Source organism: Achromobacter sp. K91 (genome assembly GCF_003576205.1).
GTDB lineage: Bacteria > Pseudomonadota > Gammaproteobacteria > Burkholderiales > Burkholderiaceae_B > Achromobacter > Achromobacter aegrifaciens.
On record NZ_QWFB01000048.1, the window covers coordinates 106,485 to 121,503 of the forward strand.

At 65.5% G+C, this 15,019-nt stretch carries 14 protein-coding genes; 4 read left to right on the forward strand and 10 right to left on the reverse strand.

Features of this window, described 5'->3' with window-relative positions; translation table 11 throughout:
• Positions 1–19 precede the first annotated feature (19 nt).
• Positions 20–1,417, reverse strand: a complete 1,398-nt coding sequence (locus tag DXK93_RS23500) for an HdeD family acid-resistance protein (protein WP_054456259.1) — start codon at positions 1,415–1,417, stop codon at positions 20–22.
• A gap of 137 nt (positions 1,418–1,554) precedes the next feature.
• On the opposite strand from DXK93_RS23500, the gene DXK93_RS23505 reads away from it, so the two are divergent.
• Positions 1,555–1,971, forward strand: a complete 417-nt coding sequence (locus tag DXK93_RS23505; protein ID WP_119451275.1) for a DUF1801 domain-containing protein — start codon at positions 1,555–1,557, stop codon at positions 1,969–1,971.
• 26 nt (positions 1,972–1,997) lie between these two features.
• Here DXK93_RS23505 and DXK93_RS23510 read toward each other — a convergent pair whose 3' ends face one another.
• The 9 genes from DXK93_RS23510 to DXK93_RS23550 form a co-directional block, all read right to left on the reverse strand.
• A complete protein-coding gene (locus tag DXK93_RS23510; RefSeq protein WP_119451276.1) occupies positions 1,998–3,389 on the reverse strand; it encodes an FAD-binding oxidoreductase in 1,392 nt (463 codons plus the stop codon).
• 205 nt (positions 3,390–3,594) lie between these two features.
• Entirely contained in the window at positions 3,595–4,896 is a 1,302-nt protein-coding gene (locus tag DXK93_RS23515) for a UDP-N-acetylglucosamine 1-carboxyvinyltransferase (protein WP_054456262.1), read from the reverse strand.
• Between the two features lie 87 nt (positions 4,897–4,983).
• On the reverse strand, positions 4,984–5,472 hold the full coding sequence (locus DXK93_RS23520) for a hypothetical protein (RefSeq protein WP_119451277.1): 489 nt from the start codon (positions 5,470–5,472) through the stop codon (positions 4,984–4,986).
• Positions 5,473–5,568: 96 nt separating this feature from the next.
• Positions 5,569–6,054, reverse strand: coding sequence for a nucleoside deaminase (locus DXK93_RS23525; RefSeq protein ID WP_119451324.1), 486 nt, complete (start codon positions 6,052–6,054; stop codon positions 5,569–5,571).
• Between the two features lie 102 nt (positions 6,055–6,156).
• Positions 6,157–6,708, reverse strand: a complete 552-nt coding sequence (locus DXK93_RS23530; RefSeq protein WP_119451278.1) for a hypothetical protein — start codon at positions 6,706–6,708, stop codon at positions 6,157–6,159.
• Positions 6,709–6,926: 218 nt separating this feature from the next.
• Positions 6,927–7,676, reverse strand: a complete 750-nt coding sequence (locus DXK93_RS23535) for a DUF899 domain-containing protein (protein WP_199728328.1) — start codon at positions 7,674–7,676, stop codon at positions 6,927–6,929.
• Between the two features lie 172 nt (positions 7,677–7,848).
• The gene (locus DXK93_RS23540; RefSeq protein WP_175181374.1) at positions 7,849–8,817 is read right to left on the reverse strand and encodes a hypothetical protein; all 969 of its coding nucleotides are present in this window, start codon (positions 8,815–8,817) and stop codon (positions 7,849–7,851) included.
• Between the two features lie 57 nt (positions 8,818–8,874).
• Complete coding sequence (locus tag DXK93_RS23545; protein WP_054456266.1) at positions 8,875–9,657, reverse strand: hypothetical protein; 783 nt, start codon at positions 9,655–9,657, stop codon at positions 8,875–8,877.
• 15 nt (positions 9,658–9,672) lie between these two features.
• Entirely contained in the window at positions 9,673–11,247 is a 1,575-nt protein-coding gene (locus DXK93_RS23550) for a diguanylate cyclase (protein ID WP_119451280.1), read from the reverse strand.
• A 365-nt stretch (positions 11,248–11,612) separates the two neighbouring features.
• Between DXK93_RS23550 and DXK93_RS23555 the strand changes: the two genes are divergently transcribed.
• From DXK93_RS23555 to DXK93_RS23565, 3 genes are all read left to right on the forward strand, one after another.
• Positions 11,613–13,640: an alkyl/aryl-sulfatase gene (locus DXK93_RS23555; RefSeq protein WP_233564596.1), complete on the forward strand. Its 2,028-nt coding sequence runs from the start codon at positions 11,613–11,615 to the stop codon at positions 13,638–13,640.
• A gap of 94 nt (positions 13,641–13,734) precedes the next feature.
• The gene (locus DXK93_RS23560) at positions 13,735–14,214 is read left to right on the forward strand and encodes a VOC family protein (RefSeq protein WP_054456268.1); all 480 of its coding nucleotides are present in this window, start codon (positions 13,735–13,737) and stop codon (positions 14,212–14,214) included.
• A gap of 162 nt (positions 14,215–14,376) precedes the next feature.
• Positions 14,377–15,018 carry a hypothetical protein gene (locus DXK93_RS23565; RefSeq protein ID WP_147400266.1) on the forward strand — a complete coding sequence of 214 codons (642 nt, stop codon included), beginning with the start codon at positions 14,377–14,379 and terminating at the stop codon, positions 15,016–15,018.
• Position 15,019 lies beyond the last annotated feature (1 nt).

The window sequence follows — 15,019 nt, forward strand, 5'->3', positions numbered from 1 at the left end:
CACGCGCGTTGCGGGGCCGTCATTGCGCCCCTTGCGAGGACTCGGCCTGCTCCGCATTGCGGGCCTGGGCCTTGCGGTCCTGCTTGCGCCAGCCGGCGCGCATGCGCGCGATCTGGCGCAGCGCGTCCTGCGACATCTTCCACCAGCCGAACGGGCGCGGGTCGGCCAGCATGCTGAGCGCACGGGCATAGTCCAGCGTCAGGCCCGGGGTCCAGGCCATGGTCAGCGCGCGCTTGCGGATCTGCGCCGCCACCCACAGTTCCGGCGTCAGCAAAAGGCGCAGCAGCACGCGCCAACCGGCATCCGGGCCGTGCAAGCGGCCAACCACGCCGTCCAGCGCCGCCTCCAGCGCGCTGGACACGGAGCTGGAGCAGTTGCGGTGCGTCAGGTTGTAGATCTCGGTCTTGCGGTATTCGTCCCAGAAGGCCTGCAGCTTGGCTGCGTCGTAGTTGCGGATGCGCACCCGCATCGTGGACGGGGTCCAGGCCTTGGATTCGGTCGCGTAGTCGGGCTGGTACACGCCGGGCACGTTGTTTTCGGCCGTGGCGCGCAGCAGGGTGCCGAACTGTTCCGGAGAGTGGTCGATCTCCTGGGCCGGATACAGGCTGATGTACACGCCTTCCGGTGATTCCAGCGCGGCGTGGCCGGTCGACACCACGCCGTTGATGTCGACGGCGGCGATGTAGCGGTTCACCACGGGATAGTTGCGCGTCTCGGTCTTGGCCGAACCCGACGGCGTCCAGACGTGCACGGTCAGCGCGCGCTCCGATTCCAGCGGCGGGCCGTCGAACACCTTTTGCGCATGGGCGTCGGCGCGCGTGGGCATGAAGTCCGGATGCGGATTGACGTCCAGCGCCGGGTTGGAGTCCAGGTGGCGGACGCGGCGCGCCAGCGACAGCAGCCGCAGCCCTGTAAACGCCAGGAACAGGCCCAGGCAGTACGGCACCGTGCCGACGTAATGGGTCGGGTAGGGCTGGAAAAAGAAGATGGCCAACAGTATTTCGGCCACGCCCGAGGCAAAGACATAGCGCCAGCGGTCATAGCGCACCACGTAGGCGGCGGTGCACTGGATCAGGCCGTCCACCAGGAACATGAGGCCGAACAGCATGGACAGCGCGAAATGCCCGTGATGGTGGCCGATCAGGACCAGGATGCCCGCCGTCAGCACGATGGCGCCCTTGGCATAGCGCAGCACCCGCTGCCCCCCCACGCCGGACTTGGCGATCACCAGCGTGGCCAGGCCTTCGAGGACCAGCAGCGCCGCGAAGAAATTCAGCGGGAAATAGACGGCATTATCGAGCGCGTCGATGAACAGCGTGACGCCTGTAATGAAAAGCAGGCCGCCGATGACATACAGCCCGCGGGCGCGCTTGCGCAGGTAGTCCACGCCCAGCAGCAGCAAAACCAGATTGGCCATTGCGCTTGATTCTCCTCTTCCGTGACCCCGTTACGGTGCTAGCTATTTTGGTTTGCTAACCAAGTTAACAAATTTTCCGGGATCGATGCAGGTATTCTTCCTGACGCATCCGTCTGCGATCTTTCCCGGGACATGGCATGAACACCAAGACGAGCAACGCAACCAAAGAGGCAACGCAAGAGACGGCCTCCGCCTTGATAGACGCCAGGATACGAGAATTGGACGACTGGCGCGGCCAGACGCTCGCGCGGGTCAGGGCCATCATCAGGCAGGCCGATCCCGGCGTAGTCGAGGAATGGAAATGGCGGGTGCCGGTGTGGTCGCACGACGGCATCATCTGTACCGGCGAAGCCTACAAAAGCGCCGTGAAACTGACCTTCGCCAAGGGGGCGGCGCTGGAGGATCCCTCCGGGCTCTTCAACGCCAGCCTGGACGGCAACACGCGGCGCGCCATCGATATCCGCGAGGGGGAAACGCTGGACGAAACGGCCCTGGCGGCGCTGATCCGAGCGGCCGCGGCCCTGAACGCGGCGGGGAAGTCCGGCGCCCGCTAGTCGGATCCCCGCCGCGTCCGCAGGGTTCAAGGCGTCGCCGGCTTGATGTTCTGGTTATGCCGGAACAGGTTCTGCGGGTCGTAGCGGGTCTTGGCCTGGACCAGCCGGTCGAAGTTAGGGCCGTAGGCCGCGCCCAGCCGCTCCGGTTCGTCCTGCGTCAGGAAGTTCACGTACACCCCTCCTTGCGCATAGGGCTCCGTGGTCCGGAACAGCGTCCGGGCCCACGCGATGCAGCGCTCGTCTTCTTCCGGAAAGTCCCAGCGGCCGTGCACGTTCATGGCGAATTGCGCCGAGCGGTGCGGATAGGCCATGGCGGACACCGGCACCTGCGCCGCTACGCCGCCGATGTAGCCCAGGAAGATCTCGCATTGCGGCGAAGGCATGTTTTCCACCGCCGCCACTATGGCGTCGATCAGCCCGTCTTCCAGCCCGCCCAGATTGTGCGACTTCCAGTAATTGCGGGCGCCGGGTGTAAGCAGCGGGTCGAAGGCCTTTTGCCAGGCGGCGTAGGGCATGGGGCCCAGGTGCTCGCCATAAGGCGTGCCGAAGCTGCGCACCACTTCCACCGCGGCTGGGCCATTGGCCGGATCGCCCGAATAACACATGGCGAAGGCAACCATGGGCTTGCCGTGCACCGCTTGCGGCAGGAACGGCAGCGGCGGAGCCAGGCGCAGCACGGCCCAGACCGTCAGTTCCTGGGGCAGGGTCGCCAGCGCATCGCGGTACTTCGACAGCGCTTCTTTACCCTGTTCCAGCGGCAGCACGACCAGGCCGCCATAAACCTCGGGTCCGACCGGATGCAGCTGGAATTCGAACATGGTGACCACGCCGAAATTGCCGCCGCCGCCCCGGATTGCCCAGAACAGATCCGGGTTGTCCTGTTCGCTGGCGTGCAGCAGCTTGCCGTCCGCGGTGACGACATCGGCTGAGAGCAGGTTGTCGATGGTCATGCCGAACCTGCGGGTCAGCCAGCCGAAACCGCCGCCCAGCGTCAACCCGGCCACGCCGGTGGTGGAATTCACGCCCAGCGGCGTCGCCAGGCCGTAAGCCTGGGCCTCGTGGTCGAAATCGGCCAGCGTCGCGCCGGGCTCCACATAGGCTCGGGCGCGCACGGGATCGACGCGCACCGACTTCATCGGCGACAGGTCGATCATCATGCCGCCTTCGCAGACCGCGGTGCCCGCGATGTTGTGGCCTGCGCCGCGCACGGACAGGACCAGGCCGTTGTCGCGCGCGAAATCCACGGCGCGGCGCACGTCGGCGGCGCCGGCGCATCGGAAGATCACCGCCGGCCGGCGGTCTATCATCGCATTCCAGATCTTGCGGGCGTCGTCGTAACCGGGGTCGCCCGGGCAGAGGACCTGGCCTCGGGCTGAGGCTCTCAGATCATCCAGGGCGCTATCGGAAAGTTGGCTCATCACACACCTCCTTGAAGGTGCTGCTTCGTGAACAACCTTTGAAACTGGGGCCTGCGAAGCAGGCCCTGGCCGCCTATGGGTTCGGACGCGGCATGGAGTACGCCTCCTGCGTGAGAGGCCATGACCTAAGGAGGGCGGCGCGCCGCGCCGGGAGCCGGTCGGCCCGCTCCCGTTATGCGCGCCGTGGCGTGCGTATCTGGAAAGCTTACTCCTCGCTGGTCCATTCCACCTGCACGCCGAGGCTGCGCAGGTTTTCGACGAAGCGGGGATGCGCGCGGCGGATCGGCGTGGCGTTGCGGATTTCCGAGCGGCCGTCGATGCTGCTGGCGATCATGAAGAGCGCGATGGCGACGCGGATGATGTAGGGGCTTTCGACCACCGCGGGCGTCAGCGGCCGGCCGCCAAACGTGATCAGCCGGTGCGGATCGGACGAAAACACGTGCGCGCCGAACTTGGACAGCTCACCGGTCCAGCCCAGCGCGCCGTCGTAGACCTTGTTCCAGAACATGGCGTTGCCCTCGGCGCACACGCCCAGCGCGATGAAGATGGGCAGCAGGTCCACCGGGAAATAGGGCCATGGCGCCGCTTCGACCTTGGTCAGCACATTGCTGGTGAAGGGCGTCTGTACCTTCAAGGGGCCCGAGCGAAGCGCGCGCGACCAGCCGTTCTCGTGCACGATCTGCACGCCGAACTTGGCGAAGGTGCGGTCGATCAGCGGGAAGTTCGCGGGCGTGCTGTTGCGCACCACCACGTCGCCGCCCGTGATCGCGCCCAGCGCGAGAAAGGTGGTGATCTCGTGGAAGTCTTCCTCGAAGGTGAATTCGCCGCCGCCCAGGCTGACGCCGCCGCGCACCGTCAGCCGCGAGGTGCCGATGCCGTCGATGTCCGCGCCCATCATCGCCATGAAGCGGCAGAACTCCTGCACGTGCGGCTCGGAGGCGGCGTTGGTCAGCGTCGACTCGCCTTGCGCGGCGGCGGCGCACAGCACGAAGTTCTCGGTGGTCGTCACCGAGGCGTAGTCCAGCCAGTGGTGGGTCGGCTTCAACGGGCCGCTGCTGCGGACCAGCAGCGAGCCGCTGGCGCGTTCCACCTCGCCGCCGAAGGAGCGGAAGATGTCCACGTGCGGATCGATCTCGCGTACGCCCAGGGTGCAGCCCTTGACGTTGTCTTCCAGGCGCGCGACCCCGAAGCGCGCCAGCAGCGGCGGCACCAGCATGATGGAAGAGCGCATTTCCTCGGGCAGCCGGTGGCGGGCGGCGTCGAAGGCGGTGTCGCGGTGATGCAGGTCCAGGGTGCGGGTGGACTCGTCCAGCCGCACCTCGCTGCCCAGCGTGCGGAAGATGTCCAGGATCTTGCGCACGTCCGTGATGTCGGGCACGCCGTGCAGCCGCAGCGGCTGGTCCGTCAGCAGGGTGGCGCACAGCACAGGCAGGACCGCGTTCTTGTTGGCCGAAGGGATGACGCGGCCGCGCAAAGGGGTGCCGCCGTGGACGATGAGGTTGGACATGGAGCGAGTAGGGCCAGAAAAAACAGGGAGATGGGAGCTTGCGGAGCTCCGGTTAATTTCACACTTTAAGGGCGCACGGCGGCCGTGTCATGCCGGCCTGGCCGCGCCCGGGCCGGGATTCTTGCGGATCAGGACCCAGCCGCCTATGGTCAGCGCCAGGCCGGCCCCCAGATAAGGCAGGCCGAAAATCAGCGCCCAGAAAAACAGCGCCGTATAGGCGTCGTTGGCCGCCTGCTTGCCGCCGCTGGCCGGATTGAAGATGCCGGGTTCCATTGCAAGCACGGCGCCGAGCAGGTTCAGCAGGACGGCCAGGCCGAGCATGGCGCAGCCCCAGCCGATCAGGCGGCGAAAATTTGGAATGCGGACCAGCGCTGCGACTAGCGCCACGCCTATCAGCAGCGACACGACGCCCGTCGTGATCAGCATTCTGTCCAGCGCCGCCATATAGGCAAGCCCAGTCAAGTCCGCCAGCCCGAGCGCCTGCTGCATGACCGGATTGACGACGCCGCCGCTGGCCCAGGCGACTAGCAGGCCGAACGCGATGCTGGTGAGCCATTTGGTCAGGGCAGAGGGCATGCGGGAGTCCTGTTCATAGTGCGGTGCAGCGAGAATACTGCGGATTGCTGCTGACGATTGAGACGGGCGGTAACGGCGAACCGGGCAGGGCGCCGCCTAGCCGCGGCGGCGCATTCTTTCCTGGTGCAGCAGTTTGATCTGTCCGGCGAACTCCGGCACGGGACCTTCCACCGGCATGCCGTCCACGACTTCGGCGATGGCCAGCGGCCGCACCTTGGTCGTGGGGGCGACGCCCCATTCCCGCAGCCATTCCCGGTACTGGGCAGAAGAACTGGCATAGACGATCCGGCCCAGGCCCACCCAGCCATGCGCGGAGGCGCACATGGAGCAGTGCTCGCCCGAGGTATAGACGGTGCAGGCCGAGCGCTCGGCCGGCGGCAGATTGCTGGCGGCCCAGCGCGCGATCTCGAATTCCGGATGCCGCGTGCGGTCGCCGCTGGAGACATGGTTGTGGTCTTCGAACAGGACCACGCCGTCGGGTGAAACCAGCACCGAGCCGAAGGGTTCGTCGCCCGCTTCCAGCGCCTGTTTCGCCAGCTCGACGCAGCGCGCCAGGTGCTTCTTGTCCACTTCGGTGATCATGTAAACCTCCTCAGATATGCCGCGCGCCGTGGCGCCGGCGGACTGCGGCATGAGGAGGCCGCCGGCATCGATGCGCAAGCATAGCCTTCTTGCAGGCTGGGCTCAGTAGTACACGTCCACGTAGTCCGTCAGCCCGCCGCAGGCTTCCATCTGCTGCAGGCGCCAGTACTTGCGCTTGCCGGTCGCGCGGAACTCGAACTCGCCATTGCGTTCGCAGCGGCGGCCTTTGTCCGGCGCGTCCAGGATCAGGATCGTGCCGCGGAAGATAAAGCGGTCGCTGGCGATGGAGACGATATCGCCCTTGATCTTCAGCGTGCCTTCGTGGTTGGCCTGCGTGCCCTCGATGCGGACCACGTCGTTTTCATCCGTCGCGGTCAGGTGGCCGCGCTGCGCGGACCAGAGCCATTGCAGGGTGATGCCGCTGTTGTTCATCAGGCGCTCATAGGCGGCCTGGTTCTGGATGTCGGTCTTCTGCACTGAACCCGAGGGCGCTGCCGTGGCGGGTGCAGCGGCAGGCGCGCCGTGCGCCTTGATCGGCGGTACGGCCATGGCCGGCGCGGTTGCCGCAAGCGCCAGGCCCGCCGCCAGCAGCAGGCCGGACATCCGCTTTTTTCCCTGGGCGATGATCGTGTCGCTCTCGAGGTTCTTGTGCATGGGTTCTCGTCAAATAGGGGTAGGAGGGCGCAGCGGCCCGGCAACAGCCGCCTGACGGGGACGCTGGGGATGCGCCCGGGCCGAAGGTCGGCGGGCGCATAAATTAGCACGGTCATCGGACCCCGATAATTGCTGTTGTTTGAGCTTGTGTATCTATTGGTTATTTTAATTACCAATGAATACGGCAAGCGGCCGCGCCCGGCCAGCCGCCCGCCCGCTCACCGTTTGGTGGCTGCGCTCTGCGCCCGGAATGCGGCCTCGCCCGCATCGGAAATCTCGACCCATTTTCTGTCCGGCGGCGCGTCCGGCACATAGCTGTCGTGCCAGTTCCACCACTTGTAGGTCGGGGTCTGCGGATAGCCTTCGGGAGAATCCTCCCAGACTTCCTGGCGGCCCAGCGGCGTGATGTCCAGGTAGTTCCAGGTGCCGCCCATCTGCTCGTCGCCGCGGTTGTTGAGGAAATAGGTGCGGAAGATGCGGTCTCCGTCGCGGTAGAACACATTGGTGCCATGCCACTCGTCCACGCCGAAGTCGGTATCGAAGCCATCGGTCAGCGTGTACCAGGGCATCTTCCAATCCATCTGCGCTTTCAGCCGCGCAATGTCCGCCTGCGGCGCCCGGGACAGGAAGACCAGCGTGGTGTCGCGGGCGTTCAGATGCGCCAGATGCGCGACCTGGTCGGCCACCATGGAGCAGCCGCGGCAGGCGTGCTCCGGCCAGCCATACACGCCCGGCTCGAAGAAGGCGCGGTAGACGATCAGTTGGCGGCGGCCGTCGAACAGGTCGGGCAGGGCGAGCATGCCCGACGGGCCTTCGAACGCATAGGCCTTGGTCACTGGCGTCCAGGGCATGCGCCGGCGTTCGGCGGCCAGCGCATCGCGGGCGCGGGTGTGGGCTTTTTCCTTGACCAGCAGTTGCTGGCGGGCGGTTTCCCAGTCCTGGGGCGAGACGACCGGGGGCGTGCGCATGGGCGCGCCATTGCTTGATGCAGTCATGATTTCCTACCTCCTTATCGCGGGCCGAGGCCCTGGCGCAAGGGTCTGCGCGCAGACTGGCTGCTCGGCGGCCTGGAAACAGTCTGGCATCGCCGGGCGGAGAGGGGGGAGTAACAAATCCGGCGCAATTCCGCCGGCGGCCGGTTCAGAAGCTCACTGCCAGCCCGACGGAGAAGCCCGACACATTGGTGCCGAACACATAGCGGCCCACCAGCCGGGTGCGGGTGATGATCACGTCATAGGCGCTGGAATCCAGCTCCAGGCCGGCGCCCACGGAGGTCAGCCGGTCGAAGCCCAGGATGCCGCGCTGGTCGCCCAGGAACTCAGAGTGCGTCAGCTCCAGCACGTAGCGCAGCGGCCGTTGCAGCATGACGAATCCCGTCGGCGCACGGTAGCGCGCCCACAGATTGGCCGATTGCGCCGTGGCGTGGCCCTCGACGGCGGCAGAACTGTTGAAGCTCTGCAGGCGCATGTCGGAATAGCGCAGCTCCACGTCGACCTCGTAACCGGGGCGGTAATGCTCATAGTCCAGCATCAGCGAGCCGCCCAGGCCATAGGCGTTGAGCGAACCCTTGTCCAGGAAGCTGATGTCCTTGCCGGTCTGGCGGCCCACATACCAGCTGGCGGCGCGCAGGTCGCTGGTGACGTTGCCCAGCGCAAAATTGAAGATGGGCCGCAGCTTCAGTTCGTCGGTCAGCTTGAAGTCCCAGCCTATGCCGCCGGTGGCCGAAAAGCTGTTCCACTTGGTGGGGATGCTGCGGGATTCGGCGCCCTGCGTGGCGACGAAGGTCGGATCGTAGCGGCTGGCGGCCAGCACGCCTTCCAGGTAGATGGGGACCGATTTGGAGATGGTGTCGCCGCCGCCCAGCTGCGTCATGGCGAATTCGCTGGACCCCGAGACCGATCCGCTGCCTCCGCCTATGTTCAGGGAACTGGTCGTGATGTCGGGCACGATGGAGAACGACATGATCGCGAGCACCCCGTTGGCGCGCTTTTGCAGGTCGTCCTGGCTTAGCCGCAGGCCCTGGGCCATGGCAGGAGCAAAGCTTGCGCTGCCAAGCAGCGCGAGCAACCAGCCTGAACGCCGTATCACCATCATCACGGGCGGGGGCATGTCATCTCCGGAATGAATGCGTGTCCAACAGCAGCCGGCCTTGCGGCGTCAGCGAATCTACTTGGCCGCGGCAGGCGGGTCAACCATGGCCTGCCGCTGGGCGGCCAGCAGCGCATCGCTCTGGTCGATCCGAATCGTGCCTATGCGTGGAAACTCGAAGTCCACGATGATGTATATCGCAGCGGTCATGACCACGGCATAGACCAGTTGATGCAGCAGGCTGTCGCGTTGGGACAAGGCCAGTTTCGATCCGATGAGGCAGGCGCAGACCAGGGCCAGAAAGACCAGAAAGGCATAGGTCGCAACGGGCGGGTGAACCTTCTGCGCCACGGTCTGCGCGGTGGACACGTCGAACATGTCGTTGACTGCGCCCACATACGACGCGGCAAAGGGCGGCACGGCATGGCGCGCCGCGCTCATGGAGGTGGTCCAGATTTCTTTCTGCAGGGCCCCCACGCGGGCCGCAATCGCTTCGCGTTGATCCAGCGCGGCGACGTGGCTGTAATACTCGATACGGCTGTCGACATAGCGGCGGAACTGCTCGCGCAGCTTGGGCTGGTCGGCGGCATCGAGCATGTCGATGCGCAGCCACGCCGTCCCGATGGCATTGACCTCCTGGACCAGCAGGTCGCGGCGCTCGGCCATGCGCTGGGCCGCGCCCGAAAACGTGAAGGCCACCAACAGGCCCAGCAGCGCGAACACGGATGCCTCGATGGCGGCGGTCCCCGCGCCGCTTTTGTCGTCCGCGCCATGTCCGAGCCGTCTTCCGATTCTCATGGCAAGCAGCAGCAGCGCGAAGAACAGGACAGCCAAACCCGCCAGCAAGAGGGAATAGTTCATTTGGTCACCGTGTGTTCAATTGCGCTTGTTCGGAGGGGACTGTTCGGTGGCGGCGCGGTCGCGCCATAGCGTCACGCGGTTGCGGCCTAGCTGCTTGGATTCGTAGAGCGCTTCGTCCGCCCGCCGTATGACGTCGGCGGCGGATTCCCCGTCCTGCGGCCAGAGCGCGACGCCGATCGACACGGTTACACGGCCCACGCTGTCCGGCATAAGGCGTCGGGCTACGGCGGTGCGCAGGCGCTCGGCGATCTCGCACGCCTTTTCGGCCGAGCCGGTAGGCAACAGGGCGATGAACTCTTCTCCGCCCACCCTGAAGGCGCGATCCTGGTCGCGCAGGCCGGCGCGGATTACCTCGGCCAGTGCGATCAGCACTTTGTCGCCCGTCATGTGGCCGAAGCTGTCATTGATGCGCTTGAAGTGGTCCAGATCCATGGCGATGACGGCCACGGATGCGCCATCGGCCGCGTAGGCGTCCAGCACGTCGGTCATGGCGCGGCGGTTCAATAGTCCGGTCATGGGATCCGTCAGCGCCTGGGTATTCAGGCGACCCACCTCGTCCTGATGCTGGTTTAGCGTCAGCTCCACCGCGTCGCGCAAGGTGTCGGCCTCGGCATACCATGCGTTGAGCCGCCCGAGGTCCACGCCAGGCGATTTGCCCGCGCTCATGGCGCGCGTCAGACGCGACAGCGGCGAGGCGATGGCATAGGCCAGGCCGCATACCAGCAACAGCGTGAGCACGATGGCCGGGATGGCCGAGCGCAGGGCATCCCCGAGCAATTCGCGCAGCGGCGACAGCACCTGATCCAGCGAACGCTGAGCCACCACGGCCCAATTGCCCTTGGCCAAAGGCGCGTAGCCGATCAATACGGCGCCGCCGTCCGCCTTCGGATAAAGGGCGCCGCCGCCGTGCCGTGCAGGCTCCAGGCTGGCCAGATCGAACGTCCCGGCAGGGGCATGCCTGCGGTACAGCACGTCGCCGTTGCTGCCGACCAGGAACACCGACATGCCGGCGATTTCGTCGCGGTCGCCGATGATGCGGTCCATGCCGCTGCCGGCGTCCAGCGTGATGGCGATGGCCAGGTAGGCCAGGGGCGCGCCGGCCGCGTCTTCCACGGGTTCGGCCACGGTAAGCACCGCGGCTTGCGCCCCGGGTATTGTCGTCACCCAGGACTCTGGGCCCTGGGCGCTTATGCCCAGGTCGGCAAGACGCAGGACCTTGGCATCCGCGAGCTGCCCCATGGGGGAACGGGCGACGATACGGCCCTCGGCGTCGGCCAGCATGACCGCGTGCAGCGAATCGATCTGGCCGGCCAGGCGCTGCAACTCATCCTGCAGCGCTTGGGGCTTGCCCAGGGAGCCCGGAAGCCGGTCGGCGGCGCTCCGGGCCTGGCGGTGCAACGCGGCGACATAGACGTCGATGACCTCGGCCAGTTTTTCCGCGCGCGCGTGGTTGGCGGCCAGCGCGTTCTTGATGATCTGCGCCTTCTGTACCTGGTAGCTCGAGTACATGGCGTTGGAAAAGCCGACGGCAACGCTTAGCACGGCCAGGGCGACCAGTACCGCAAGCAGGCCGATTTTGCGCTTGCGCATGCCTGCGTGGCTAGACCGGGGGCTCATCGAAGCTCCATGCAATATGCCATGCCTGGGGTGGGTATCGACCGCGTTCAGTCTGACAAAGATAAATGGAGGCGCCGCCGTTCGCAATGCGAAACGTGATTAATTGCAATCCACGATTGATTTAGAAGGAAAAATGTGTAGGCTTTGTTCGATACAGCCAACACCCCGCGTCGCATGCGATCGCTCATCCGGGCTGATTCTTTTCTCCTCCGGCGCGTCGGCCTCACGCTTCGTCCCCTGCAAGTTTGATCTTGTCCTCTGCATTCGCCTGACTCAGTTGCTTGCCGGACCGCCATATTCAGGGCGGTTTGTCCTCTACCCGTCTGGAGAAAGTGATCATGAAGCTGCTTCGCCGCGCGACCGATTTCCATGCACAGCAACGCCTGCCGTCCAGGCGCTGTCGTTGCTCGGCGCCAGCCGCATTGACGGCCCTGGCGTTCGCGCTTGCAGCGCCGGCATGGGCGGCTAATGGACCCAAGCCCGCCGAGGCCTCCACCAAGGAGGCCAACGCGGCCCTTCTGAAGGAATTGCCGTTCTCGGACAAGACCGCCTTCGAATTGGCCCATAAAGGCTTCATCGCACCGCTGCCCGCCGGCATGATCAAGGGCGCCGAGGGCAACCTGGTCTGGGATTCGGACAAGTACGGCTTCATCAAGGAAGGCTCGGATGCGCCCGACACCGTCAATCCCAGTCTGTGGCGCCAGGCGCAACTGATCAATATTTCGGGCCTGTTCCAGGTGATGGACGGGATCTACCAGGTCCGCAATCAGGACCTGTCGAACATGACCATCGTCGAAGGCAAGGAAGGCCTGACGATCATGGATCCGCTGATCTCCACCGAAACGGCCAAGGCCGCGCTGGACCTCTACTATCAGCACCGTCCCAAGAAGCCTGTCGTGGCCGTCATCTACACCCATAGCCACGTGGACCACTACGGCGGCGTGCGCGGCGTGGTCGACGAGGCCGACCTGAAGGCGGGCAAGGTCAAGATCTATGCCCCGCTGGGATTCCTGGAACACGCCGTGGCCGAAAACGTGATGGCCGGCACGGCCATGAGCCGCCGCGCCAGCTATATGTACGGCAACCTGCTGCCGCCCAGCGCGACGGGCCAGGTGGGCGCGGGCCTGGGCACGACGACCTCGGCGGGCACGGTCACGCTGATTCCGCCCACCGACATCATCGAGAAGACCGGCGAAAAGCGCACCATCGACGGCCTGACCTATGAATTCCTGTACGCGCCCGGCAGCGAAGCGCCTGCCGAGATGCTGTACTACATCAGGGAAAAGAAGGCGCTCAACACGGCCGAGGACTCCACCCACACGCTGCACAACACCTATTCCTTGCGCGGCGCCAAGATCCGCGATCCGCTGGCCTGGTCGAAGTACCTGAACGAGGCCCTGAACCTGTGGGGCGACGATGTCGAAGTGATGTACGCCATGCACCACTGGCCGGTCTGGAACAACAAGGACGTGCGCGAACAGCTGAGCCTGCAGCGCGACATGTACCGCTACATCAACGACGAGACCTTGCGCCTGGCCAACATGGGCTACAACAAGGAAGAGATCGCCGAACAGGTCAAGCTGCCCAAGTCCATTGCCAGCAAGTTCTCCAACCGCGGCTATTACGGCTCCGTCAACCACAACGTGCGCGCGACCTACGTGCTCTACCTGGGCTGGTTCAACGGCAACCCCGCCACCTTGCACACCCTGCCCATCGAAGAGGGCGCCAAGCGCTACGTCGACATGATGGGCGGCGTGGACGCCGTGGTGAAAAAGGCGCGCGAATACTATGCCAAGGGCGACTATCGCTGGGTGGCCGAGGTGGTCAACTACGCGGTGTTCGCCGATCCGAAGAACCAGGAGGCGCGCAACCTGCAGGCCGATGCGCTGGAACAGTTGGGCTACCAGGCCGAAAGCGGCCCGTGGCGCAACTTCTACCTGACCGGCGCGAAGGAACTGCGTGAAGGCGTGCAGAAGCTGCCGGTGCCGGACACCGCCAGCCCGGACACCGTGCGCGCCATGACGCTGGACATGCTGTTCGACTACTTCGCGGTGCGGCTGAACCGCGAGAAGACCGAGGGCAAGCACGTCGTGCTGAACGTGGATTTCACCGACACGAAGCAGAAGTACATGCTGGAAATGGCCAACAGCGTGCTGAACCATTCCGAAGGCAAGGCGGCCAAGGATCCCAGCGCCAGCGTGTCGCTTAGCCGCGAGACGCTCAACAACATCATGCTGAAGCAGACCACGCTGAAGGACGCCATGGCCAAGGGCGACGTCAAGGTCAGCGGCGATCAGGCCAAGCTGGCCGAAGTGTTTGGGGCGCTGGATGACTTCCCGTTCTGGTTCAACATCGTGACGCCGTAAGGCGGGATGCGAGAGGCCGATCCAGGCCTCTCGCCACATGCGCCGAAGTCTCGCTCGCCGTCGTGCTTGCAAGGCTATCGGCAGGAGTATGAATATGACCAGCAAAAATACCGTCTGCCTCTGGTACGACCAGGATGCCCTGGAAGCCGCGCAGTTCTACGCCCGGACTTTTCCGGACAGCGCTGTGCGAAAGATTCTGCGCGCGCCGGGGGACTATCCTTCGGGCAAGCAGGGCGATGTGCTGACCGTCGAGTTCACGGTCGCGGGCATACCCTGCGTGGGCCTGAACGGCGGCCCGGCCTTCAAGCACAGCGAGGCCTTTTCCTTCCAGATTTCGACCGAAGACCAGGCCGAGACCGACCGCCTCTGGGACGCCATCATCGGCAACGGCGGCCAGGCCAGCGAATGCGGCTGGTGCCGGGACAAGTGGGGCCTGTCATGGCAGATCACGCCGCGCGTGCTGATCGAAGCGATCTCGGACCCCGATCCCGCCACAGCCAAGCGCGCGTTCGACGCGATGATGACGATGGGCAAGATCGATATCGCGGCCATTGAGGCGGCGCGGCGGGGGTAGGGGAGGATTCCTCCTTTTGGCTGATTCCCGCGGCAATGGCGCGATCTATCATGGATACACCGCACGCGGGCCGGCCATCTGCACGGCCAGTCCCTGGAGGCGGCGGCGTTTGCGCGATCATCCTCGGGGAGCTTTCCTATGGCCACGCTTGCGGTCCGCCTTATGGCGGCCATCGTGTCGGCCGGCATCGGCCACGCGGCGTTCGCGGGACCGGGGCAGGCCATTGAGGCCACCGGGAAGTCGCGTTCCTCGACTTCCTCGCGCGGCAATGCCGACGCCGCAATCGATGCGGCGCAACGCGCCCTGAGCGATTACCTGCGAGACTCCAGCCAGCAGGATGATGCGCTGCTGAACCAGGAGACGCAGGACCGGCTGCGGCAGCAATATGAAGATGCGCAGAACGCGGCGGCCAGGGCCCGGGCGAAACAGCAGGAAGCCGACTACCTGCGCAACCGCGACCGGATCAAGGAGCGCTATAGCACCGATCCCGCCCTGAACCCCTGGGGCAAAAACGCCGCCAGCCGCGACAAGCCGCGCAATGCCCCCGCCGGCGCGCCGGATCCATCCCCTTCATCCAAAACCGCCGCCAAGGATCCTGGGCTCGATTACGCCGGCCAGGCCTGCGAGTACTTCACCCGCCCCTCGGATGCCGCGCATCTGAACTACTACAGCGAAGGTTCGACCGTCGTCTATGGCGGGCGGGTCTATCAATGCAAGGACGGACGTTGGGCGTACCGCTATCCCGATACGGTGCTGAGCGCGCGCGACCGCAGCCGGCTGTCGGCCACCCAACTGGAGAAGTGAT

Bases quoted from the DNA above. Each gene is read 5' to 3' on its own strand.
- DXK93_RS23500 (WP_054456259.1), bottom strand. From the start codon at position 1,417: ATGGCCAATCTGGTTTTGCTGCTGCTGGGCGTGGACTACCTGCGCAAG.
- DXK93_RS23505 (WP_119451275.1), top strand. From the start codon at position 1,555: ATGAACACCAAGACGAGCAACGCAACCAAAGAGGCAACGCAAGAGACG.
- DXK93_RS23510 (WP_119451276.1), bottom strand. From the start codon at position 3,389: ATGAGCCAACTTTCCGATAGCGCCCTGGATGATCTGAGAGCCTCAGCC.
- DXK93_RS23515 (WP_054456262.1), bottom strand. From the start codon at position 4,896: ATGTCCAACCTCATCGTCCACGGCGGCACCCCTTTGCGCGGCCGCGTC.
- DXK93_RS23520 (WP_119451277.1), bottom strand. From the start codon at position 5,472: ATGCCCTCTGCCCTGACCAAATGGCTCACCAGCATCGCGTTCGGCCTG.
- DXK93_RS23525 (WP_119451324.1), bottom strand. From the start codon at position 6,054: ATGATCACCGAAGTGGACAAGAAGCACCTGGCGCGCTGCGTCGAGCTG.
- DXK93_RS23530 (WP_119451278.1), bottom strand. From the start codon at position 6,708: ATGCACAAGAACCTCGAGAGCGACACGATCATCGCCCAGGGAAAAAAG.
- DXK93_RS23535 (WP_199728328.1), bottom strand. From the start codon at position 7,676: ATGCGCACGCCCCCGGTCGTCTCGCCCCAGGACTGGGAAACCGCCCGC.
- DXK93_RS23540 (WP_175181374.1), bottom strand. From the start codon at position 8,817: ATGCCCCCGCCCGTGATGATGGTGATACGGCGTTCAGGCTGGTTGCTC.
- DXK93_RS23545 (WP_054456266.1), bottom strand. From the start codon at position 9,657: ATGAACTATTCCCTCTTGCTGGCGGGTTTGGCTGTCCTGTTCTTCGCG.
- DXK93_RS23550 (WP_119451280.1), bottom strand. From the start codon at position 11,247: ATGCGCAAGCGCAAAATCGGCCTGCTTGCGGTACTGGTCGCCCTGGCC.
- DXK93_RS23555 (WP_233564596.1), top strand. From the start codon at position 11,613: ATGAAGCTGCTTCGCCGCGCGACCGATTTCCATGCACAGCAACGCCTG.
- DXK93_RS23560 (WP_054456268.1), top strand. From the start codon at position 13,735: ATGACCAGCAAAAATACCGTCTGCCTCTGGTACGACCAGGATGCCCTG.
- DXK93_RS23565 (WP_147400266.1), top strand. From the start codon at position 14,377: ATGGCGGCCATCGTGTCGGCCGGCATCGGCCACGCGGCGTTCGCGGGA.